Annotated in this window: 21 protein-coding genes; 13 read left to right on the plus strand and 8 right to left on the minus strand. The window is 58.9% G+C overall.

From position 1 onward, the window contains the following. Positions 1-37: 37 nt before the first annotated feature. Positions 38-199 carry a hypothetical protein gene (locus AC1RT2_RS28960; protein ID WP_493107664.1) on the plus strand — a complete coding sequence of 54 codons (162 nt, stop codon included), beginning with the start codon at positions 38-40 and terminating at the stop codon, positions 197-199. Positions 200-414: 215 nt separating this feature from the next. On the opposite strand, the gene AC1RT2_RS28965 is transcribed toward AC1RT2_RS28960, so the two are convergent. Further along, positions 415-753: a hypothetical protein gene (locus AC1RT2_RS28965; RefSeq protein ID WP_493107524.1), complete on the minus strand. Its 339-nt coding sequence runs from the start codon at positions 751-753 to the stop codon at positions 415-417. On the opposite strand from AC1RT2_RS28965, the gene AC1RT2_RS28970 reads away from it, so the two are divergent. Then, a complete protein-coding gene (locus AC1RT2_RS28970; protein WP_493107526.1) occupies positions 734-1,336 on the plus strand; it encodes a catalase family protein in 603 nt (200 codons plus the stop codon). The two genes, AC1RT2_RS28965 and AC1RT2_RS28970, sit on opposite strands and share 20 nt — an antisense overlap. 633 nt (positions 1,337-1,969) lie before the next feature. On the opposite strand, the gene AC1RT2_RS28975 is transcribed toward AC1RT2_RS28970, so the two are convergent. Further along, a complete protein-coding gene (locus AC1RT2_RS28975) occupies positions 1,970-2,452 on the minus strand; it encodes a pyridoxamine 5'-phosphate oxidase family protein (protein ID WP_493107528.1) in 483 nt (160 codons plus the stop codon). A 67-nt stretch (positions 2,453-2,519) separates the two neighbouring features. Then, a complete protein-coding gene (locus AC1RT2_RS28980) occupies positions 2,520-2,987 on the minus strand; it encodes a PPC domain-containing DNA-binding protein (RefSeq protein WP_493107530.1) in 468 nt (155 codons plus the stop codon). A gap of 189 nt (positions 2,988-3,176) precedes the next feature. Between AC1RT2_RS28980 and coxB the strand changes: the two genes are divergently transcribed. The 6 genes from coxB to AC1RT2_RS29010 all read left to right on the plus strand — a co-directional run bounded on the left by coxB (position 3,177) and on the right by AC1RT2_RS29010 (position 9,727). Further along, entirely contained in the window at positions 3,177-4,133 is a 957-nt protein-coding gene (coxB, locus tag AC1RT2_RS28985) for a cytochrome c oxidase subunit II (protein WP_493107532.1), read from the plus strand. After that, on the plus strand, positions 4,130-6,634 hold the full coding sequence (gene ctaD / locus AC1RT2_RS28990) for a cytochrome c oxidase subunit I (RefSeq protein WP_493107534.1): 2,505 nt from the start codon (positions 4,130-4,132) through the stop codon (positions 6,632-6,634). Before coxB ends, ctaD begins: the two co-directional genes overlap by 4 nt. Positions 6,635-6,638: 4 nt before the next feature. After that, complete coding sequence (locus tag AC1RT2_RS28995; protein WP_493107536.1) at positions 6,639-7,019, plus strand: hypothetical protein; 381 nt, start codon at positions 6,639-6,641, stop codon at positions 7,017-7,019. After that, entirely contained in the window at positions 7,016-7,642 is a 627-nt protein-coding gene (locus AC1RT2_RS29000; protein WP_493107538.1) for a cytochrome c oxidase assembly protein, read from the plus strand. Before AC1RT2_RS28995 ends, AC1RT2_RS29000 begins: the two co-directional genes overlap by 4 nt. After that, complete coding sequence (locus AC1RT2_RS29005) at positions 7,636-8,700, plus strand: c-type cytochrome (RefSeq protein ID WP_493107539.1); 1,065 nt, start codon at positions 7,636-7,638, stop codon at positions 8,698-8,700. The genes AC1RT2_RS29000 and AC1RT2_RS29005 overlap by 7 nt, the downstream gene beginning before the upstream one ends. 157 nt (positions 8,701-8,857) lie before the next feature. After that, positions 8,858-9,727 (plus strand): alpha/beta fold hydrolase, encoded by an 870-nt coding sequence (locus tag AC1RT2_RS29010; protein ID WP_493107541.1) that lies wholly within the window; start codon positions 8,858-8,860, stop codon positions 9,725-9,727. A gap of 207 nt (positions 9,728-9,934) precedes the next feature. Here AC1RT2_RS29010 and AC1RT2_RS29015 read toward each other — a convergent pair whose 3' ends face one another. From AC1RT2_RS29015 to AC1RT2_RS29030, 4 genes are all read right to left on the minus strand, one after another. After that, positions 9,935-11,407 (minus strand): PQQ-dependent sugar dehydrogenase, encoded by a 1,473-nt coding sequence (locus AC1RT2_RS29015; protein ID WP_493107543.1) that lies wholly within the window; start codon positions 11,405-11,407, stop codon positions 9,935-9,937. Next, positions 11,400-11,816, minus strand: coding sequence for a DUF2231 domain-containing protein (locus AC1RT2_RS29020; protein WP_493107545.1), 417 nt, complete (start codon positions 11,814-11,816; stop codon positions 11,400-11,402). The genes AC1RT2_RS29015 and AC1RT2_RS29020 overlap by 8 nt, the downstream gene beginning before the upstream one ends. A gap of 327 nt (positions 11,817-12,143) precedes the next feature. Beyond that, complete coding sequence (locus tag AC1RT2_RS29025) at positions 12,144-12,341, minus strand: DUF2934 domain-containing protein (protein ID WP_493107547.1); 198 nt, start codon at positions 12,339-12,341, stop codon at positions 12,144-12,146. A gap of 50 nt (positions 12,342-12,391) precedes the next feature. Next, positions 12,392-12,595: a CsbD family protein gene (locus AC1RT2_RS29030; protein WP_493107549.1), complete on the minus strand. Its 204-nt coding sequence runs from the start codon at positions 12,593-12,595 to the stop codon at positions 12,392-12,394. A 149-nt stretch (positions 12,596-12,744) separates the two neighbouring features. Between AC1RT2_RS29030 and AC1RT2_RS29035 the strand changes: the two genes are divergently transcribed. Continuing rightward, the gene (locus AC1RT2_RS29035; RefSeq protein WP_493107551.1) at positions 12,745-12,924 is read left to right on the plus strand and encodes a hypothetical protein; all 180 of its coding nucleotides are present in this window, start codon (positions 12,745-12,747) and stop codon (positions 12,922-12,924) included. Positions 12,925-13,015: 91 nt separating this feature from the next. Continuing rightward, entirely contained in the window at positions 13,016-13,480 is a 465-nt protein-coding gene (locus tag AC1RT2_RS29040; protein ID WP_493107553.1) for a DUF3597 domain-containing protein, read from the plus strand. Positions 13,481-13,823: 343 nt separating this feature from the next. On the opposite strand, the gene AC1RT2_RS29045 is transcribed toward AC1RT2_RS29040, so the two are convergent. Continuing rightward, positions 13,824-14,981, minus strand: coding sequence for an acyl-CoA dehydrogenase family protein (locus tag AC1RT2_RS29045; RefSeq protein WP_493107555.1), 1,158 nt, complete (start codon positions 14,979-14,981; stop codon positions 13,824-13,826). 164 nt (positions 14,982-15,145) lie between these two features. Between AC1RT2_RS29045 and AC1RT2_RS29050 the strand changes: the two genes are divergently transcribed. From AC1RT2_RS29050 to AC1RT2_RS29060, 3 genes are all read left to right on the plus strand, one after another. Beyond that, on the plus strand, positions 15,146-15,868 hold the full coding sequence (locus AC1RT2_RS29050) for a winged helix-turn-helix transcriptional regulator (protein WP_493107557.1): 723 nt from the start codon (positions 15,146-15,148) through the stop codon (positions 15,866-15,868). A gap of 2,191 nt (positions 15,869-18,059) precedes the next feature. Further along, the gene (locus AC1RT2_RS29055) at positions 18,060-18,296 is read left to right on the plus strand and encodes a DUF6894 family protein (RefSeq protein ID WP_493107559.1); all 237 of its coding nucleotides are present in this window, start codon (positions 18,060-18,062) and stop codon (positions 18,294-18,296) included. Positions 18,297-18,692: 396 nt separating this feature from the next. Continuing rightward, a complete protein-coding gene (locus AC1RT2_RS29060) occupies positions 18,693-21,713 on the plus strand; it encodes a PAS domain-containing protein (protein ID WP_493107561.1) in 3,021 nt (1,006 codons plus the stop codon). The last annotated feature ends 11 nt before the right edge of the window (positions 21,714-21,724 follow it).

Here is a 21,724-nt window from a genome sequence, read left to right on the forward strand (position 1 = left end):
CTGCACGGTGTCCATTTGCGGGATGGGCACCCTTCTCATGAACAAGGCAAGTCCTATCGGCGTCAAGGGCCTTGGCGAAATCGGCATCGTCGGTGTTGCGGCGGCCGTCTCAAACGCCATCTTCCATGCCACGGGGAAACGGATCCGCAATTTTCCGATCACGATCGACAAAATCCTCGAAAGCGAGACCGTGCAATGACAAACCATGTTTTCACGCGCCCGCTCCGTTACCGTCCAGACGTTGAGCATGTGGGACCCGACGAGCCGCAGACCGCGCGCGGTCTGACTGAGGCCATGCTGTCTATCGCCCACAAGACTTACGCCGACACGGGTCACGCCATGCGATCGGTCCACGCGAAGAGCCACGGCTTGCTTTCGGCTCGGCTTGAGGTCCTGCCCGACCTTCCCTCAGAACTAAGGCAGGGCCTCTTTGCGGAACCACACAACTTCGAGGCCATCATCAGGCTTTCGACGACCCCGGGCGATCTTTTGCATGACAGCGTTTCCACACCACGCGGAATGGCTCTCAAGGTCCTCGACGTCGACGGTCGCCGCCTGCCAGGGTCGGAGCAGTCCACCAGTCAGGACTTCGTGATGGTCAATGGCAAGGAATTCAACTCGCCGAGCGGCAAGGCCTTTCTCAAGAATCTCAAATTTCTTGCCGCAACCACCGGTCGGCTGGAGGGCACGAAGGAATTCGTGGCGAAGGTTGTTCAAGGGCTTGGAAACCGCATTGGAGGCGGTCGGCGGCAAAAGCGCCCTCCTGAAATCGCTCGGCGAAAATCCCGAGACCCATATCCTGGGCACCAGCTTCTTTTCCCAACTCCCCCTACGCTACGGCGATTTCATCGCCAAGGTCGCGGTCGTGCCATCGTCGGACAGTCTCAAGGTCCTGGAGGGCGCCACTCTCGATACCGGCGCCGATCCGGATGTGATCCGCCATGCAGTGGAACGGTTCTTCGCATGCGAGACGGCGGTGTGGAATGTACAAGTGCAGCTTTGCACGGACATCGACGCGATGCCTCTCGAAGGCATCGCCCCCTGGGACGAAGAGAAAAGTGCGTTCATCCCGGTTGCACGTCTGGTGGCAGGGACGCAAACCTCCTGGAGCGAACGCCGCGCGGAAACCGTCGATGACGGGATGCACTTCAGCCCGTGGAACGGCATCGAAGAGCACCAACCGCTCGGTGCCATCATGCGTTTGCGCAAGCTGGCTTATGAGAGATCGGCGGCCTTCCGCTCACAACGCAACGCAACGCCTGTCACGGAGCCCCGGCTCTGTCCGTTCGATCATGGTGGTGGACCACCATCGTACAACAATCGCGCAGCGGAGTAGTTGACAAGGCCGCTGGACTTCTAATCTCCCGCTTTCGCGGTCGCCGTGGCGCCATGCGGAAAAATCCGCAGGAACCGCGCAAGCAATTGGTACATGTAGGAGGTTTCGAGCGACGCGTGTCCCTAGGCGTAAAAGACGACCTTCTTCTGATCGCGGCTTTGGATTGTACAGAGCGCGCGGCCTATTCCCTCGAACGCCTCCTACCAGGCTACCGGCAGACATCTGTCGGAGTTGGAATCGTAGCGCACCGGTGGCTCAGGCGACCGGCTTTTTCGAAATGGTGGTCATCGCATTCTCGAAAATGTGAAACCGGATCCCGGGCGAAAAACCTGGTGTCGACCTGCTTGCTCGTGAGTTCCCAAAAGGTCGCCTTCGCACCGTTTTCGCTGAATTCGGCTGCGCGTGGCGGCGCCGATTTGGCCACGCGCAGCCTACACAAACAAGCCCTTTCGGCTTGCTCTGGTAAAGGAGCGCTTTGCCTTCAGCAAACCGCGTCCCGCTCAGAACGGCATTCATGAAATGCGAGCGGACGAACCCCACCCGCCGGCAGGCGCGTCATAGCGAACGATGCGGGGGGCGGATATACTGATGGAACCTCCAACGTGCGACCCCGTGCCGGACGCGCCATCCTGTTCACATCGTGACTTTGGCATTGTCGCCCATATCCGGTCGGGCGTGACTGACCGCCGCAGCTGCCATCTTGATGTAGCTGATGATCGTGCCGGGGCTATCCCAGTACTCTGCGGACTCGGGAGTGACCTTCAGAATCCGAATTGAGGGATCGTCAGGGTTGTCCCACCAGGCCTTGGCCGGTGTCGCCCAGAGTTCACGGATCTTCTCGCGGTCGTCAAGAACCTCTGCCCTGCCGGATATCGAGACATATTTCTGGCCCTTGGAATCCGCGAAAGCCAGACAGACATTTGGCTGGCGCTCGATCTCGTCGTCTTTGTGGCTGTTCACATTGGTGAGAAAATAGAAGGCGTTTTCGATGATTTCTGCATAGGCCGACATCGGGCGAGCACGAATAGCGTCGCCGGTCTGTGTCGCAAGCATGCAGAACCCAATCTTCTCGGCCAGGTCCCAGACCTTCGTCTGGTCGTCTTGAACATGTGACATTGCATTCTCCTTTGGGCGTAAATGGTGGCGGGTTGGGTATGTGAGCGTGGCAGCCTATGTCCGTGGCTTAGACCGTTCCGGACGCCTTCGTGGCCTTTTCGAGGTCGATGAGGGCTATGCCGAGCTCGGGCCGGTGCTTTCGCCGGAGATCGGAAGGTGTCTCGCGCAGCATTACTTCCAATGTGGGACGGACGTGGCCTTGCAGAAAATGCCCGCCCTTCGTGCTTCCATCGGAAAAACCGAGCACGACATGCAGATGCAGACTGACCTTGCCGTCGTCGTCGATCGCCACGTCGCCTAGCATGCTCAGCACTTCGGATTGCACCTCCACGGGGATCTTCCGGTAGTTCCTGTTCTCGAATTCGAAGAAGGCAATCGTTGCGGAGCGAAAGGCGCCGATGGCGGTAATCGATGCGGCGGTCACATTTTCGTTTTCAGCAAAATCGGTGATGCACTTGAACGCTTCATCGCCCTCGTCGAGAACAAGGATGTACGTGCGCTCGCCTGCATCGTTTGCCAAAAGTTTGTGCTGCATGTTCCGCCTCCGATAGTTCGGGGGAGAATGGCCTAGGACGCACTTCTGTTCCGAGCAATCGCGACGCCCCCCCAATTGAAGCTAGTTCACACTCCCTGCATCGCTACCCCTTGCCCGCCGGAAGATGCGAACCATATCGCTTCAGGACACTCGAATGGAGCGAGAGAAATTTCCCGACGCGCCCTGCCCATGCTGTTGATCTCGTTGAGCGGCTGTTCCGGCACGCAGTCGGCGTTGGATCCTGCCGGCGAAGAGGCAGCCGCTATCTACACGCTCTTCTTCGTCATGGTCGTCGGCGGCACCCTCGTCTGGCTCTCGGTCGTGGGGCTTCTCCTCTACGCAGCGCGGCGGCGGGAGGTACCATGGCGTGAAGAGACCGCCGGGCGACTGATCGCCTGGGGCGGGGTCGCGTTGCCCATCGCCGTATTGTTTGCACTGCTCGCCTATGCGGTCTGGCTCATGCCGGCGATCCGCCCTTGGCTAGCGCGTGTCGCCCCGGCACCGGAAACGATCGAGGTCACCGGCGAGCAATTCTGGTGGCGCATCCACTATCCGGCCAGCGACGGCATGGCGGGTTTCGAGACGGCAAACGAACTGCGGCTACCGGTCGGAACGCGCACCGCCTTTTCGCTTAAGGCGGCCGATGTCATCCATTCCTTCTGGATACCGGCACTCGGCGGCAAGATGGACATGATCCCCGGTCGGACCAACACGCTGTCGCTGGAGCCCACGCGCACCGGCCTTTTTCGCGCGCCCTGCGCGGAATTCTGCGGCACGTCGCACACGCTGATGGCCTTCTCCGTCATTGTCATGGAGCCCGCGGACTATATGGCGTGGCGGCGCGCGCAGGCGGCGGGCGGCGTTCCTGTTGGCGGCGAGGGCGAACAGCTCTTCGCCCGACACGGCTGCGCGGGTTGTCATGGCGTGCGCGGCGTGACGGGGTGGGCAACCCTCGGCCCGGACCTCACCTTTTTCGGCCATCGCCAGACGGTCGGCGCCGGCACACTTGCCAACACGGCGGAGAATGTCGCCCGTTTCATCCGCGACCCAGGCGCGGTTAAACCCGGCGCGAAAATGCCGGCCTTCGACATGCTGCCGGACCAGGACATCGCCGCCATCGCCACTTACCTGGTGGGGCTTCAATGACCGATCCCTCCAGCGAGGACAGGGCGGCACAGGAGGCGGAGCTACGCGAGGTCTGGCGCACGCCCTCCGGCTGGCGTTACTGGACCTCCGTCAACAATACCGAGATCGGCCTGTGGTACGGCGCGGCCGCCTTCATCTTCATGCTGTTTGCCGGTGTTCTGGCCCTGCTCGTACGTGTTCAGCTCGCCGTGCCCGAGAACGACTTCCTCTCCGCCGACACATTCAACCAGGCTTTCACGCTCCACGGGACGGTGATGATGTTCCTCTTCGCCGTGCCGATCTTCGAGGCCGTGGCGATCTTCCTGCTCCCTTCCATGCTCGGCGCGCGCGAACTGCCCTTCCCACGGCTTTCAGCCTTCGGCTTCTGGAGTTTCGCGCTCGGCGGCGTCTTCGTCTGCGGCTCGATCTTTTTTGGTGCGGCGCCGAACACCGGGTGGTTCATGTATCCGCCGCTCGCCACCGACAAGGAATATTCCGGTATCGGCGCGGATATCTGGCTGCTCGGTCTCTCCTTCATCGAGGTCGCGTCGATCGCCGCCGCGGTGGAGCTGATCGTCGGCATCATGAAGTGCCGCGCTCCCGGCATGCGTATCAATATGATGCCGCTCTTTGCCTGGTATCTCTTGATCGTCGCCGGCATGATCCTCTTCGCCTTCCCACCGCTGATTGCCGGCGACATCCTGTTCGAGATGGAACGGATGTTCGACTGGCCGTTTTTTGATGCCGCGCGCGGCGGCGATCCGCTGCTGTGGCAGCACCTGTTCTGGATCTTCGGCCATCCGGAAGTCTACATCATCTTCCTGCCGGCCATCGCGCTGATGGCGATGATCGTGCCAACCTTTTCGCAGCGTCCCATCGTCGGTTACTCCTGGATCGTGCTCGCTGCCGTCGGGACAGGTTTCCTGAGTTTCGGCCTGTGGGTCCACCACATGTTCACTACAGGCCTGCCGCAGATCTCGCTCGCATTCTTCTCCGCCGCCTCCGAGGCGGTGGCGATCCCGACCGGCGTGCAGATCTTCGTCTTCATTGCCACCATGCTCGCCGGCCGCGTCATCTTTTCCGTTCCGATGCTGTTTGGCGCAGGCGGGCTCGCAATCTTCATCATCGGTGGACTGACCGGCGTCATGGTGGCGCTGGTGCCCTTCGACTGGCAGGCGCACGACACCTATTTCATCGTCGCGCATCTGCATTATGTGCTGATAGGCGGCATGCTCTTCCCGATTGTCGCAGGTATCTACTATTACTACCCGCTGCTGGATGCGCGAAAACTCTCCGACCGGCTGGGGAAAATCGCCTTCTGGCTGATGTTCATCGGCTTCAACGTGGCCTTCTTCCCGATGCATCTGGCGGGCCTGCGCGGCATGCCGCGGCGCGTCTTCACCTACCCGGCCGATATCGGCTGGGACTGGTTCAATCTGATCTCCACCATAGGCGCCTTCATTTTCGCCTCCGGCGTCGCCCTCGTGGTGATCGACGTGCTGCGCCCGAAACACCGCCACCCGAAGGGCGAGCAGAACCCCTGGAACGCCGGCACGCTGGAATGGATCAGCGAACCGGAGGAGAAATGGGGCGTGCGCTCCATCCCGATCATCAGGAGCCGCTACCCGATCTGGGACCAGCCCGGTCTGATCGAGGACATCAAAGCCGGCCGTTTCTACCTGCCCGACGCCAGGGACGATGCACGCGAAACGCTGGTCACGTCCGTGCTCGATGCCGAGCCCATTCAATGTTTGCGCGTCGGCGGCACCTCGACCCTCACCATCATCGCCGCCTTTTCGCTCGGCGGCGTCTTCATCGCGCTGACCTTCCATTGGTGGATCACGACGATCGTCTGCGCAGTGGCGACACTTGCCGCAATCGTTGCCTGGCTCTGGACCGGAACCGCTGTGATTCCACGCGAGAAGATGCGTGATGTGGGTCTCGGCAAGACCTTGCCGCTCTACACATCCGGGCCGGAGTCGGTCGGCTGGTGGGCTATGTTCATCACCATGGCCGGCGACGGGACAGCCTATGCCAGCCTGATGTTCGGCTATTTCTACTACTGGACGATCCACGAGGATTTCACCGCCGGCCATGCGGGTCCCGGTATGCTCCGGCCGCTTACCGCCGCCGGCCTCTTCACGCTCGCCTGGGCGACCATGCTTGTCGCGCGGCGGGTCAATGAAGCCGACCGGCGCGGCCTCACCCGACTCGCGCTCGCCGTCGCCATGCTCCTGACGCTCGCCGCCTGTTGCGCGGGGCTTGCCGGGCCTTATCTCACCGACATGGATCCGACCGTGCATGTCTATCCGGCGATCGTCTGGGTGGTCGCCCTCTGGACCGTCGTGCATGGCGGCGTCGGCATCATCATGCAAATCTACTGCCTCGCCAGGAACCTTGCCGGGCGGATGAGCGCGCGCCACGACATGGATCTTCGCAATGTCGTGCTCTACTGGCATTTCCTCGTCATCACGGCGATCACGTCCTTCGGTGTGCTCGGCCTCTTTCCGGGTTTGAGGTGACACAATGCGCCTCATCCCAAAGGACGTCGAAAGCCTCTGGACCCTGTTCACCGCACCGACCATCTGGGCGCTGCATTTCCTCGTCTGTTATGTCACCGCCGCCGTCTTCTGTGCCAAGGCGGGTGCGGCCCCCTTTTCCTTCGAGGCGATGCGGTTCGCCCTCTGTGCCGTCACACTGGTTGCCCTGTCGGGCATCGTGCTCTCGGCCTATCTCGCCTGGCGCCAATGGGGTTTTGGCACAGGCGATCCTCCGCACGACGAGCCGACCCGCAAAGACCGCCTGCTTTTCCAGGGCTTCGCGACCCTGCTCCTTTCCGGCCTCAGCTTCGTGGCCGTGCTCTTCGTGGCCGTGCCCCTTGTCTTCATAGAGGCGTGCCAGCCATGACATACATCGCACGCCTCCTTGGCCTCGTGCTGCTCGCCGTGCTCGGTGCGCTATTTCTTGCCAGCTTCGGTGGCGGCTCGTTTACGGCCCACATGGTGATCCACATGGGGATCGTCGCAATAGCCGCGCCGCTCATCGCCTACGGCTTGCGTGACACGCGGCTCGATCCACTGCCGGGAACCCTCAGGGTAAGCCCCATGCTCGCGTCGTTCATCGAGCTCGTCGTCGTCTGGTTCTGGCATTTGCCCGCTTTCCGAGCGAGCGCCGATGCCAGTCTCATCCTGTCCCTTGTCGAACAGGCAAGCTTTCTGATGGCCGGCGTCTTGCTCTGGCATGCCTGCTTCCGGCCGAAAGACGGCCGCCTCGCCGGCGCGGCTGGGCTGTTGTTCACCTCCATGCACATGACCCTGCTCGGAGTGCTACTCGCACTCGCTCCGCGTCCGCTTTATGGCGATGGCGATATCACCTGTTTCGGCATTCCATTGCCTGCTGCCGCCGACCAGCAGATCGGCGGCGTCGTCATGCTGATGGTCGGGGCGCTGGCCTACCTCCTGGGCGGCATCCTGCTTCTTGCCGGCGTATTGCGAGACGGCGAGACGCTGCGGGAGAAACCGCGATGGTGATCAGGTGGAGACATGTTGTCGCCGTCCTCCTTGCCGGCATATTGGCGGCCTTCCTCGTCGCCTGGTCCGGACTGATCAGCGTCAAGGCGAGCACAGGCCATTGGAGGATCACGGACATCGTCCTGCATTGGGTGATGCGATCGTCGGTCCGCACCGCCGCGATCGGCACGAAGGTTCCAGCCTTCACGGAGGGCATGTTGCCAATGGCGGCCGGCCACTTCGAGGCCGGGTGTGCGATCTGCCACGGCTCCCCCGCCATTCCGAGGCCGGAGAGCGTCGCCAGAATGCTGCCCCCACCGCCCGATCTCAAGGACAAGATCGCCACCTGGCGCGACGCGGAGCTGTTCCAGATCGTCCAGCATGGCGTTCGCTATACGGGCATGCCCGCCTGGCCGGTCGCCGATCGCGAGGATGAGGCGTGGGCCATGGTTGCCTTCCTGCGCCGGTACCCGGAGCTCGATGGCGATCAATACCGCGTGCTGACGGGCCTCACCGCAACCGCGTCGCAGGGGATGGACCGGCTCGTCGCGACCTGCAATGGCTGTCATGCACCAGACCGTCTTGGGCCCGAAAGCCTCATTCCCCGGCTTGCCGGGCAGTCCGCCACCTACCTCGAACAGGCTCTCACCGCCTACGCCGACGGAACGCGCCATAGCGGAGTCATGGCTGTCGCGATCGAGAAATTCACCGAAGCAGAGCTAAAGGATCTTGCCCGCCGTTTCGCGGGCGAACACCCCGATCCTGTGCCCCAATTGGCTGGCAATCTATTCGAGCGGGGCCAGACGCTCGCTTTAAAAGGCCATCCGAGCCGCGGCGTTCCCGCATGCCTCTCCTGTCATGACAAAGCCGAAGCAAACCCCAGTTACCCCCGCCTGTCCGGCCAACCCGCCGCCTATCTCGCAAACCAGCTTCGGCTCTTCGTCGAGAAAAAGCGCGGCGGCGGACCGTTCAAAGAGGTGATGATCCGCGCGGCTGCCAAGCTCGAAGCGAACGAAATCTCGGCGTTGGCGGCCTACTTCTCTGCTCGCGATATGGCGGATCAAACCGCCGCGAATTGATCGGAACATCGCGTGCGAGAGCCTGTTTATCGCGTGAAGCCTCGCAGAGGCGGTGGTTGCACACAAACCGGTGGCCGCTTCCATGTGAAGCATCGTGTCCGAGACGTGCAGCTCTTGGCATCAAAACGAAACGAAAGAGGGTTTGAGGAGACTTCGAATGGATACGCTCGTTCGGCATCGCCGTGTTTCGGTTGCAGGGATCGACACTTTCTATCGCGAGGCTGGCCCACGGGATGCCCCAGTCATCCTGCTGCCACACGGCTATCCCTGCTCCTCCTATGAGTTCCGCAATCTCATGCCTTGCCTTGGGGATCGCTGGCGTCTGGTCGCGCCGGATTTCCCGGGCGCAGGCTACAGCGCAACCCCTGACGATTTCGACTATAGCTTCGATGGATATGCTGCCTTCCTGGAGACCTTCGTCGGAACCCTCGGGATCGACCGTTTCGTGCTCTACCTTCACGATTTCGGATCGCCAATCGGGGCACGGCTGGCGATCCGGCAACCGGACCGCATCGTTGCGCTCATCATCCAGAATGGAGACATTCCATACGAGGACGCGCTGGGTCCGAAATATGCGGATATAGAGAAGACATGGGCGCTTCCGACTGCTGAGATGAAGAAGGCTTTGGCGGGGGCAGTGACGGAAGAGGCGTTCAGGGAGGAGTTCCTCAACGACCTGAAACCGGAGTTGGCAGCAGCGATCCCGCCTGATCTGTGGAAGCTCCATTGGTCGCTGGTCACGCCAAGACGCAAGGAGATCGCCATCGACCTGATCGCGGGGCTAAAGCAGAACCGGGCCTGGTTTCCGGACCATCGCAAATACCTGCGCGAACACCAGCCACCGACACTCATCGTATGGGGTCCCAACGATCACTATATGCCAGAACGCTCGGCGCGTGCCTATCTGCGAGACCTTCCGGAGGCTGAATTGCATTTTCTCGATGGCGGGCACTGGCTGCTCGAAACCCATCTCGAGGAAGTGGTCCACCGTGCTCGCGATTTTCTCGGACGGGCGCATCCGGGTTGATTGGTATCAACTTTATGAGCGACAGTTTCCTGCGCAGACCGCAGCAATCCCGATCCGAAGAGCATACAGACTAAGGACGCAAAATAGGCCAATGCCATCTAATTGGCTGGGCGGGACGAGCGGGACGATCAGATGAAAACGCAAGGACGCTAGTCTTCAATCGTTCTGCCTTGCGCTGCTCCACGGTCAAGCCCTCGCCCCACCCGACTACTGACCGTCCTCGGGGGAAACCGCCGGTGCAATGTCGGTTTGAGAGGCGTTTCGTTCCTGGACGGCATCCCGCGTCGAACCTTGGTCGTCGTTTGTCACGGCAGAGGTCGTTACCCGGTCGCTCGGTATTGGCTGCGCTGTCATTGAACCATCGGCCGCGGCGACGCGCCAGACGGTGTTTCCGGCATCGTCCGCGATCAATAACGCCCCCGTGCCATCGATTCCAAGCCCAACCGGACGCCCATGGACCTGGTCGTTTTCAAGAAACCCGGTAACGATATCCTGTGCCTTGCCAGAAGGTTTTCCATCGACGAACGGGACATAGATGACCTTGTAGCCGTTGAAAGCATTGCGGTTCCAGCTACCGCGGTTTCCGACAAAAGCTCCGTTGCGAAATGCCTCGGGCAAAGCAGAGTCGTTGGTGAAGGCAAGACCCAGGGCCGCGACGTGGCTCGACAGCGCAAAGTCGGGCGAGATCGCCTTTTCCACGAGATCGGGGCGTTCTGGACGGACCCGCGGATCGACGTGCTGGCCGTAATAGCTCCAGGGCCAGCCGTAAAAGCCGCCTTCCTTCACGGATGTCATGTAATCCGGAACGAGATTCGGGCCGAGCTCGTCGCGCTCGTTCACCACCGTCCAGAGCGCGCCCGTCTGGGGATGAAAGTTGAGCCCGTTGGGATTGCGAATGCCCGATGCAAAAACCTTTGCTGCACCCGACTGGCGATCGACCTGCCAGATTGCGGCACGCCCCTTCTCCGCCTCGATCCCCCTTTCGCCCGCGTTGGAGTTGGATCCGACCGAAGCGTACAAGAAGGGGCCGTCGGGGCTGAGGGCGAGATCCTTTGTCCAATGGTGGTTGATCGGCCCGCCAGGCAGAGGTGTGAGGATCCGGGGCTGCGCCGTGACCGCGCCGCCACCAAGCTCGTAGGGATAGGCGACAATTGCATCGGCAGCAGCGACGTAGAGCGTGTTTTCATACCAGGCGACGCCGAACGGCGAATTCAGCCCAGTCAGAAGGTCGACCCGCTCGTCAACGGTACCGTTCCGATCGCTGTCCCGCAGAAGAGTGATGCGGTTTGTTTCACCGCCACCGCCCGCATCACCTGCGGCCATGGACATAATCCAGCCGCGAATGATGTCCTTCGGTCGTTCAAGGGGCTTGCCGGCGGGCGCCTTCGACTGGACCACAAGGATGTCGCCATTCGGAAGCGTATGAACGGTGCGCGGATTGGCCAGATCTTTCGCATAGACGGTGATCGTCAATCGAGCCGGAACTTTCGGAAGTTGGCCATCCTGCCAGCCGACGACCGGCGCGACGTTAAGATCCGGAAGAAGACTCTGCGAGGGCTCCGGCAGAACCGGATCGGGCCCAACTTGCTGCGCCGTATCGAAATCACCTTCACTACCGCTGCAGCCGACGAGAACAACACCGGCGACGAAGGTCGCAAGTGAACTGCGGGCCTTAGACATTTGCACCTCCTCTGCGACCGGCAAGACCTGCAACGGCCATGACGAGCACTGTGGCGACGGAAACCACAAGCCCATAGGGCATGACCGCTGTCCAGCCGTCTGCCGTGTGTATAAAACTGTTGAGGACCGCGAGTGCAAACGCAGTGACCTGTGCCAGCAACCCGAACCAAGTTGGCCCGTACCATCGCGCAACGAGGGCGATGAACGCGACGATGATGGCGACCGCACCGAACACGAGGCCGGCGAGGAGCAGCCATTCCGAGAAGTGAAGCCAGATCAGGTTGGTCGTTTGCCAGTACGCAACATCCGTCAAAAGGGCCAGGAAGAAGCAGGCAATCGGGAACGACAAGAAGAAGCGATAGACTGCGTAGGCTAGAGGATGGGTGACCGGCATGGTGTAGAGGGTCATTGCGTCAGCCTGCCATTTCAATGTGGAGCTGTGGACATACGCACGCGGGCCGAAATTGTTCCCTCTTTCCTTCTGGACCAGGCTTTGGTTTCAAGACCACCAGTTCTGACGCCACGATACAAATCTACCCCCGGCAGCGTGGGCGCCTCCATGGAGTCGCGCATAGCATCGAACAGACGGCTTATCGGCGAGTGTGGTGCCATTGTCGCGCACACCGTATTGACGCCTAGAGAGGGGGCAGTTGCGTTGGTGGACAATAGGGCAATGGCCTGAACTATCCCCGTCTGGTATCAAACCGGCTACTCTGAATCCCGCACACCACCGCCGTTAACGCGTGGAATTTACCACTTTGATCGAGCGAACACCGTCTGTGCGATCCTCTGCGACCAATTCGTCAGCTTCGTCATCGACCTCTTTCTCCGCCTGTAGCCAATGAGCCAAGCTGCGGCCATCGAGGCAACCCTCCCGCTGCCACAGTTCAAAGGCTCGTGCTGTAATGCGGCGTTGGCGTTCGTCGGTCATCATCGTACTCTCCGAAATGGAAAGGCCCGCCGGAACGACGGGCCTTCGTTGGATCACCAGGTCTGACGGCCATACCAATTATCGATATCCCGGGACACGCGATCCTTTTCAAAGCCGTAACGCTCCTGGATCTTGCCTTCGAGCTGGTCACGCTTGCCTTCGATCACGTCCAGATCATCATCGGTGAGCTTGCCCCACTGCTCTGTGATCTTACCCTTGACCTGCTTCCAATTTCCTTCGACTCGGTTCCAGTCCATCGTGATTCCCTTTCGTAAAGGCTGATCTTAATCAAATGCGTGAGGCCGACTTTTGATCCAGCGACGAGTTCCCATCTTCTTGCGTGTCGCCTGTCTTGGAATGCGCCGCAACACACCTATATTGCGATGCACTATAGGAGATGCGCACGATGATGAATGTAGGAAATCCGATCGCTGAGCTTAGGAAGACGACGGGATACTCTCTTGAGCAGCTTTCAGTGATTTCCGGTTTGACCGAACTTGAAATCACCAAGCTTGGAAGCGGAGAACTCAACGACCCGGTGAGGCTTTCTCGGCTGCTGACGGCGGCAGGCATAAAACAAGCCTAGTTTCTAACGGCAACACACTTGCCAACCCCGGACAATGCCATACTTCGTCAAGTGCACTCGGCTCGTGGTTCGCTATGAAAGGGATCGGAAAATGGGAATCTTCAGCTCCATCAAGGAAAAGCTCTTCGGCAAGGCGGCGGAGACAACAGATGTTGAGAGCGCACCGACGAGAACAGTCCTTGCCAACGATGTTCAGACCAAGGCCGCGGGCGTTATCGCAACGCCCGATCTCGAAAGTGAGGTCGCAGCGACGCTGGCGGGGGCCAACGCCGAACCCGCTTCCCAACGGCAGAGTGCCCCTGTTGACTTAGCGGCCATCCTTGATGAAGCAGTGAAGAAAAACGGACAGAAGCTCGACTGGCGCCACTCGATTGTGGATTTGCTAAAGGCTCTGGGACTCGAAGCAAGCCTTGCTGAGCGCAAGGAACTTGCGGACGAGCTTGGCTACACGGGCGACAAGAGCGACTCCGCCACGATGAACATATGGCTTCACAAGGCGCTTCTGAAGGCATTGTCCGAAAATGGCGGGAAAGTCCCTGCCGATATGCTGGATTGACAGATGTTGTAGGTCAAACTCTTCGCTGCCCTTGAGTTATCTTACCACACGCCCAGAGGTTTCGTTTTGATCGCTTGGACCTCACGTAAACGATGAGCGCACCCTACCTCACCGAAAGCAGATATTGTTCGCCGCGTTCATGGCGTTGCCGTACCGAGCCGCTTCGGTGGCATCACGCCGACAAGACTGCAAGGCAATCTCATCGGCTTTCTCGGAGAGGCCAACGAGGTCGGCGTCGATGAATCGGCAGCATTCGTCACGAAGTAGGCAAAATTTTGCATTTCGCCATGAGAACGACCGTTTCGATCCCACGTAAGGCAGGCCACAAATGATCTGCGCACCTCTAGAATATGTTCTCAGTTGGAAGTCCGAGTGCGAGTGAACCGGCGTATTGTGCCTGGGCTCCGGGCTGCATCGGATGATAGCGAGCGCCCTGTATATCCCGAAAACGGCGTTCCAGTCCGTTGTCCCGATAGAATGCCGCGCCACCGGCAACCTCCATTGCAAGCTCCGTCACTTCGATCGCGTGTCGTGCGACCAAGGAACGGCCGATCATAACCTCGTTAATGGTTTCGGCGGACGGCGCATTTCGCCCAACCACATCCAACATCCAGCGATGTGCGATCTGGGCGGCTCTGAGAGACGTTTCCATGCGCCCGACCAGCCCGATCACGTAATCGCTGGTGGCTTTATCACGGACCATTTTGACCGCGATATCGCGCGCGCTCTCGGCGACGCCGACATAGACTGCGTAAATCAGAGGAAACGCGATCGTCCCGATGATTTGGAATACGGGGTGCCATTGCCCTGCAGCTCTGGAAAATGCAACACTGCCATCCGGCACGAAGAGGTTTTCGACCATGACGTCGTTCGACCCCGTTCCCCGCATTCCAAGCGTTCGCCAGGTATCCTCGATCGAAACCTCCGGCGATGCCATCGAAACGCCGAAATGAACGACGGAGCGAACGCCGCTCTCTTCTTCATGAACAGCTCCGGTCATCAGGATGTTTCCTGCCGCCGCACCTGACGTGAAGCGCTTGCGCGCGGTGATCCTGTATCCGCCATCAACTTTCACGGCTTTCCCTGATCCGCCGATCCAGTCCGATCCGCCGCTCGAAAGCAATACTACTTGCTCCGATGCAACACGTTTCAGGAGCGGTTCCACCGCGGCCACCTTCTGATGCCGCCAGCGCCAGGCAGGGATTGCGACTTGATGGGTGTGCATGGAAAAGGCAAGCGCCGTTGACCCGCAGACCCGCGCAATGGATTTGAGCATCTCAGCAAGTTCCGGTACTTCCGCACCCAGTCCGCCCAGTTCGATGGGAACGCCTGCCCGCATGAGACCGGTGTCCTTCAGCAATGCGTAATTCTCACCGACGAAGGCATCGCTGTCGTCGATCGATGCGGCACGTTGGGCTAAGGTGGGCAGGATTGAATTGGTCAACTCGGCGATCGACAAACCGCCGCCAGGATTCTCCGCTGTTTCTATAATTCCGAGCATATCAGTACCTCCTATCTGATTAGGATTTAAACTGTGCGCTCGTTTCAGATTAGCGGCTAGTACACGAACTGTACCCGATGTCGTCGCGGTATAGCGAGGAAGGGGTGATTGGCGGATCGATTGCTTTGCAATATCTTACCTGATCCAGACCGTTGGAGGTCCCCATGGTAGAGCGTGCCGGCTATGGGCAATTCTGCCCAGTCTCGATGGCGTCGGAAGTTCTCTGCTCACGTTGGACGACACTGGTTGTCCGCGAGTTCCTTTGCGGTTCGACGCGCTTCAATGAACTGCGCCGCGGTGTGCCAAAAATGTCTCCCGCACTCCTGTCTAAACGGCTGAAAGAGTTGGAACAATCCGGAATTATCACGACAAGGAATGTAAACGGTACCACCCATTACCTGCTCACAGCAGCTGGCGAAGAATTGAGGCCTTTGATCATAGGGCTTGGCAACTGGGCGCAACGGTGGATGGAGTCACGACTTTCCCTGAGGAACCTAGACCCTTCTCTGCTTATGTGGGACATGCGGCGGAACCTCGATACGAAAACGCTCCCGGCTCGCCGTTGCACGATACAGTTTCTGTACCCCGAACTTTCAGCCTCCCAAAAGTGTTGGTGGCTGGTGGTCGAAAACGGAAAAGTCGATCTTTGCAATTTTGATCCCGGCTATGATGTGGACCTGCTTGTTGAAGCAGCGCTTAGTTCGATGACCGCAATTTGGATGGGCCTCTCGACCATACGGCAGGAAATCGATGCGGAAACGCTGAGACTGGAAGGGGACAAGGGTCTCGCGCGCAACATTCAAGAATGGCTCGGTCTGAGTGTATTCGCCAAGATACCTCGAATGAGATCCATTGGAGACTCTCGAAAGAATGTAGCTGTTGAATGAAGAATGCGCCGTATGTGAAATTGCCGCGCGGCTGCGCGACGGCCATACCAAGGATTGACACGAAGCAGCCGAGGCGGTCGTTCGAGATGAAATTCCTTCAGCTCGATATCGCAGGCGCTTGAAGCCCATGCGCAATCGCGAGCAGTTTACTCGGGGTCACGGTGATGAAAGCAGCATGCTCAGCTCAATACCCGCCTGAGGGGCGGGACGCGGGCACAGGATATTGGCATCTTATGCTTGAAGTTGCCGTTACATCAAGGTGATATACTCGCGCCTATGTAAGGATTTGCCCTACCCGATTCCGGGCGGCTTTCTAAACCAGTATCATCTTTGAAGCGGGGCCCTGCGTCCACGCTAGGGTGGATGCTTACATCGAGCGACTGTAATGCGATCGCGCTGAACATTCAACGATCTTGCGGAACCGTGTCGGCTCAATCTGACCTATGGAATAGGTGTCTATCAGATAACGTGCGAATGATAATCGTGCTTCGTCGGTCTTCGAGAACCACTCTTGCGTCACGATGTCATCGTACACTTGTTTGACGGCGGTTAGTTCTTCGGGCTGTAGGTGGTTGGAATGCATGGAAGTCTCCTGACTTCTCAGCGAAAACACCAGCGCTTTGTGAATGCCATGGCGCGCTACGATGGTGCCGAGCCGCCCGAATGTACGCTCGACACCCACCCGGTACTATTAACTTTGACGTGCTTCGTAATTGAGAAAGTGTGAAACGAAAAGCCGGGACAATGTTACGCGCGCCATCGCCCCTGCTTCTCACATTAGTGAGGCACATTTCGTCACAGAGCCTTTTGGTAGCCCCGCGACTGATAGATTAGCACATGCTTACATTTTGGCAACCCGATAATGCACGCCACGAGGGAGAATGACCTACATGGGTTCAGAGGAGAGGTTGGGAAACGCATGCGCGATGACCATTCGCACAGGGGCCGTCTTTTGTTCTGATGAACAATCCAAAAGTTGGGGCAATCACGCTGACAACCGCCCCGGCGATACCGCACCAAGGCTGGCGTTGAGAAAGCTTCAGCACGCCCGGCCTAAATTAGCAGCTCCGTCAATTGGAGCAAGGAGCAGCTGGTTCAAAAAAGAACGCGACTTAGCGGAGCCGCGTTCCTTCTTACAGTCGAGTATCAGGGTTGCAGGGGCATCCCGACTGCGACAGAACATTAGCATTTACTGCCGGATGAGCAAGGATCACGGCATAGACACATAGAGTGAGTTCACTCAGGATTGTGGGCGGCAAGGATTAGATAACGCCGATCATGCCCCCATATACCCCATGGCGCATGGCGGCTAGTATTTGTCGCGTAGAGAAGAACAAACCCGAGTGAACACATTCGACTTCACTAAACTTCAACGCGAAATGCGGAACGTTTGAGGCCCAATCCAGGAACTATTGCGCCGCTGTACGCCATTTGGGGGAGGAAATCGTCGTTCGTCTTATCAGCTAGGTCAATTGCAACTTAATCTATTTCCACAATTGTACTGCAATCATTGTCAGATAGGCGGAATTGATGAGCGACGTTTTGTATCTCGTCACCTGCGCAGCCCTTGAAGGCGTCCTGGCAGCCTGAGCCTAAGCGATTATGACGTGCTATGTGCATGACACAGGCGGCGCATCACAAAAGTCGATGGCAAGACAACGCCCGGTCTTCGGGATGGCGCAAAGGGGACGGATACGAAGGACATTTTTAGTGGAATTTGCTCGTTGGAAGTGATTGACGCCTACACCATGACCGGCCATCAACGCTCAGAGCTCCCCTGATTTCGGGTAATGGTACAGTTGATTTATGTAGTCGGGCGATCTTGCATGACCGCAGTCGGTGAACAAACGTCCTCTACGATCACGCAGTTTCGATTGCCAGCCATAGGGGGTTCGACTCATCGAGCGCTGCCAACGAGGATTTCGCAAGGTACCTGATTGAATGTTCCCCGCAAAAGACTTCGATCCGCTTCGGCATCGGTTCGTCGCGGAATCATCAGCATGCGTATTCATTACCAAATGACGACTGCTGATGCGCCCTAGTTGGCAGAGCGTTATTCCCGGGCACCTCAAGTCTGCCCGGCCCAGGGAGACTGCTGAGACCCCCTCAGCGGTCTTCCCGCCTTATCGATGTCTCGGGGGCGCTGGGAACAACGCGTTGCAGCCGCCGTTCTTGCTCGACGGAGGTGCCGATGCCAAAATATTTCTTCCACATTCGTGACGGGGGTGGGCTGGAAGTTGACTCTGTTGGCACCGATTTTGCGACCCTCGAACTTGCAGTGAGCGACGCAGAATTGGCTGCGCGGGAAATGATCTCAGAGCTATTGATGGCCGGTGAAATCCTCGACGGTCAGCAGTTCGAGATAGCCGACAATCGAGGTGAGATCGTCGCGACCGTGCCCTTTCGGTCAGTACTCCGACTTCATTGAGCCCACCGCTGTGTTTCGGCGTAGCGTTTGACCCCACCATCGGCGCAGATGGTTGCCCCGAGTGTCGAGCTCGTGCGAATGGAATGACCGATATGAGGCCGGCGGCGGAGCATACGCTTCAAGGGTGCGAAATGAGATGGCTGCCGTTCGGCAGCAAATTGACCGACGGCAACGTCCGACCCATTACCTTCATTCAAGGCATATCAGCGATCTCTCAAATCTGTCGCGTTCCGTTCCTATCGGTGCGACATGTGGGACCACTGACACAATGACTCGGAGGCCAATAGGCAACAAACCAGACCTATGTTCCTCGGATTTTGTAAACCAAAGGGCTGGCAGGGTTTGTATAGTTCTCTATATGCAACCACGCGACCGAGAGTGTGATCCGGGGTGGACGTGCCAAGCGAGAACGAATTAGATTTCAACAGCGAAGCCCAAGCAGATGCCGCCGAGCTATTCACCGGCTCCGGCGAAGTACGCTCGCTTGCACGAGATTTCGACTGGTCGATGACGCCACTAGGACCGTCAACCGGCTGGTCACCAGCGTTGCGAACGATGGCACGGTCGATCTTCGACTCGCCTTTCCCGATCTGTCTTTGGTCGGGTCCGCAGTACGCGCTCATCTACAACGACCCCTATCGACGCATCCTGGGTGCTAAGCACCCATCCGCACTCGGACAACCTGGATCGCGTGTCTGGGCCGAAATTTGGGAGGAGCTCCGACCTCAGTTCGACAGTGTGCGGACGGGCGGCGATCCGATCTATTTCGAGGATGCGCCTTTCGTCATGGCCCGGCTTGAGGGCGGAGGCTCGGAAACCGCATGGTTTAACTATTCGTTGTCGGCCCTCCGCGACGAAGACGGCAGTGTCGCTGCAGTTCTCAATATCACGCCCGAAACGACCGGCCGTGTCTTGCTTGAGAAGCGCCTCCACGAGGAGCAGACTGCGCTGGAAATGAGCGAAGAGCGTCTTCGGCTTGCGGTCAATAATGCCGATATCGGCTTCTGGGACGTTGATGTAATTCAGGATCGGTTGACCTGGCCCCCTCGCACAAAGGCCATGTTTGGCATTTCGGCCGACGACCCGGTGACCATGCTGGACTTCTATCAGGGACTCCACCCCGATGACCGCGAAGCGACGATTACGGCATATTCTGCTGCAGCCGATCCGTCCCAGCGCGCTGTCTACGATGTGGAATATCGAACTATAGGCAAGGAAGACGGTGTCGAGCGGTGGGTCGCGGCAAAGGGCCGTGGCGTGTTCGACAATTCGGGTCGCTGTGTCCGGGTCACTGGCACCGCTCTCGAAGTTACAGCCCGCAAGACTGCGGAGATCCGCCGCAATGCACTTGTAGAGCTCACTCACGCTATCCGGGACCTTCAGGAACCCTCCGAGATCGCATTCGCCGCCGCAGAAGTGCTGGGCCGAACACTTGGGGCCAGTCGGGTGGGTTATTCCGCAATAGACCATGTATCCGAGACACTTCAGACCGACCGCGATTGGACTGCACCTGGGGTAGAGACGCTCGCTGGCGTCGTGGCCCTGCGAGACTATGGCTCCTTCATCGACAGCCTCAAACGAGGCGAGTTCACAGTTATCAATGATGTTCGCGCGGATCCTCGAACCGAGGGGGTTGCCGCTGCTGCATTGGAGGGCAAGAGCACGCGTTCGTTCGTCAACGCGCCGGTGCTCGAACAGGAAAGACTTGTCGCTGTCTTCTTCGTCAATCATGTTGACATCAGACACTGGAACAGCGGCGATCTTGGTCTCATCAAGGAGTTCGCAGAACGCACGCGTATTGCTGTTGCACGCGCCCGTGGCGAGCATGCCCTGCGCGATAGCGAGACGCGGCTCCGAGAACTGAATGAGACGCTGGAGGCTCAGGTCGAGGCGCGCTCGGCGGAACGCGATCGGTTATGGAACCTGTCTCAAGACATGCTGGCGCGGGCGGACTATACTGGCATGATGTCGGCGGTCAGTCCTGCCTGGACCCAGGTTCTGGGCTGGACCGAGCGCGAATTGCTTACGCGGGGCTACGCAACCTTTATGCATCCCGATGACGAGCCCCCGACACTTGAGGCGATCGGCCGCATGGCGCAGACTGGTCGGCCGGCGCGCTTCGAGAACCGCATCAGCACCAGTGATGGCGGGTGGAAACACATTGAATGGACCGTCGCTCCGGAGCTGGATGGTGTGAACTTCATCGCCGTCGGGCGCGATCTCAGCCACGTGAAGGCGCGCGAGGCCGAGCTGGAGCAAGCCCAGGAGGCGTTACGTCAGAGCCAGAAGATGGAGGCGGTCGGGCAACTCACCGGTGGCCTCGCTCATGACTTCAACAACATACTCGCGGGCATAAGCGGGAGTTTGGAAATAATCTCAAAGCGCCTTTCACAAGGCCGGTTGAGTGATGTTGACCGGTACGTCGTTGCGGCGCAGGGAGCTACGAAACGCGCCGCCAATCTTACGAACAGACTTCTCGCATTTTCCCGCCGGCAGACCCTTATCCCGAAGCCGTCCAAACTCGATGATCTGGTGCTCGATATGTTGGACCTTGTGAGCCGGAGCGTTGGGCCGCAAATCCGCGTCGAGACAGTAAATTCCGCCGGAATTTGGAACACTTTCGCCGACGTTGGGCAGGTCGAAAATGCACTGCTTAATCTTTGCATCAACGCACGCGACGCGATGCCGGACGGCGGTACCGTCACAATTACCACCGAGAATACGGAAATCGACCAGGTTGCAGCTCGTGCACTGTCCCTCGCGCCCGGCCAGTATGTGCGTCTTTGCGTGAGAGACGAAGGCGTGGGCATGTCGAGAGCCGTTCTCGAGCGTGCCACTGAACCATTCTTCACGACCAAACCGATGGGCCTAGGAACAGGGTTGGGGCTGTCGATGGTGTACGGCTTCGCCGCGCAGTCAGGCGGTGCGGTAAACATCAAATCTGAAGTTGGCAAGGGCACAGAAGTAACCATCTATTTGCCTCGGTATACCTGGCACATACCGGGCGAAACGGAGGACGAAGTTAAAACACCGGTCGTGGTGGCCGACGTCAGGAAGACGATCCTGCTGGTGGACGACGAGGCGCTCGTCCGGATGGTCCTCGCCGAAGAGTTGGAAGACCTGGGCTATACGATCGTGGAAGCTGGCGACGCACAGCAGGCGATGAAGCTCGTCAACGAGATCGGCAAGATTGACCTGCTACTCACTGACGTTGGCCTTCCAAATGGGATGAATGGTAGGCAGTTGGCCGATGCAATTTTGCAGGCGAAACCCGGGCTTCCAGTCATTTTCATTACCGGGTACGCAGAAAAGACAGTCCTGAACGATGGTGATCTTGGAGCTGGTATGCGAGTCATGACAAAGCCGTTCGCGACGGAGAAGCTGGCCCAGTTGGTGCGGGACGTTCTAAGCCGATAAATGTTGAATAT

Source organism: Shinella sp. GW821-FHT11G07 (genome assembly GCF_058808115.1).

Bases quoted from the DNA above. Each gene is read 5' to 3' on its own strand.
- AC1RT2_RS28960 (WP_493107664.1), top strand. From the start codon at position 38: ATGAACAAGGCAAGTCCTATCGGCGTCAAGGGCCTTGGCGAAATCGGC.
- AC1RT2_RS28975 (WP_493107528.1), bottom strand. From the start codon at position 2,452: ATGTCACATGTTCAAGACGACCAGACGAAGGTCTGGGACCTGGCCGAG.
- AC1RT2_RS28980 (WP_493107530.1), bottom strand. From the start codon at position 2,987: ATGCAGCACAAACTTTTGGCAAACGATGCAGGCGAGCGCACGTACATC.
- coxB (WP_493107532.1), top strand. From the start codon at position 3,177: ATGCTGTTGATCTCGTTGAGCGGCTGTTCCGGCACGCAGTCGGCGTTG.
- ctaD (WP_493107534.1), top strand. From the start codon at position 4,130: ATGACCGATCCCTCCAGCGAGGACAGGGCGGCACAGGAGGCGGAGCTA.
- AC1RT2_RS28995 (WP_493107536.1), top strand. From the start codon at position 6,639: ATGCGCCTCATCCCAAAGGACGTCGAAAGCCTCTGGACCCTGTTCACC.
- AC1RT2_RS29000 (WP_493107538.1), top strand. From the start codon at position 7,016: ATGACATACATCGCACGCCTCCTTGGCCTCGTGCTGCTCGCCGTGCTC.
- AC1RT2_RS29005 (WP_493107539.1), top strand. From the start codon at position 7,636: ATGGTGATCAGGTGGAGACATGTTGTCGCCGTCCTCCTTGCCGGCATA.
- AC1RT2_RS29010 (WP_493107541.1), top strand. From the start codon at position 8,858: ATGGATACGCTCGTTCGGCATCGCCGTGTTTCGGTTGCAGGGATCGAC.
- AC1RT2_RS29015 (WP_493107543.1), bottom strand. From the start codon at position 11,407: ATGTCTAAGGCCCGCAGTTCACTTGCGACCTTCGTCGCCGGTGTTGTT.
- AC1RT2_RS29020 (WP_493107545.1), bottom strand. From the start codon at position 11,816: ATGACCCTCTACACCATGCCGGTCACCCATCCTCTAGCCTACGCAGTC.
- AC1RT2_RS29025 (WP_493107547.1), bottom strand. From the start codon at position 12,341: ATGATGACCGACGAACGCCAACGCCGCATTACAGCACGAGCCTTTGAA.
- AC1RT2_RS29030 (WP_493107549.1), bottom strand. From the start codon at position 12,595: ATGGACTGGAACCGAGTCGAAGGAAATTGGAAGCAGGTCAAGGGTAAG.
- AC1RT2_RS29035 (WP_493107551.1), top strand. From the start codon at position 12,745: ATGATGAATGTAGGAAATCCGATCGCTGAGCTTAGGAAGACGACGGGA.
- AC1RT2_RS29040 (WP_493107553.1), top strand. From the start codon at position 13,016: ATGGGAATCTTCAGCTCCATCAAGGAAAAGCTCTTCGGCAAGGCGGCG.
- AC1RT2_RS29045 (WP_493107555.1), bottom strand. From the start codon at position 14,981: ATGCTCGGAATTATAGAAACAGCGGAGAATCCTGGCGGCGGTTTGTCG.
- AC1RT2_RS29050 (WP_493107557.1), top strand. From the start codon at position 15,146: ATGGTAGAGCGTGCCGGCTATGGGCAATTCTGCCCAGTCTCGATGGCG.
- AC1RT2_RS29055 (WP_493107559.1), top strand. From the start codon at position 18,060: ATGCCAAAATATTTCTTCCACATTCGTGACGGGGGTGGGCTGGAAGTT.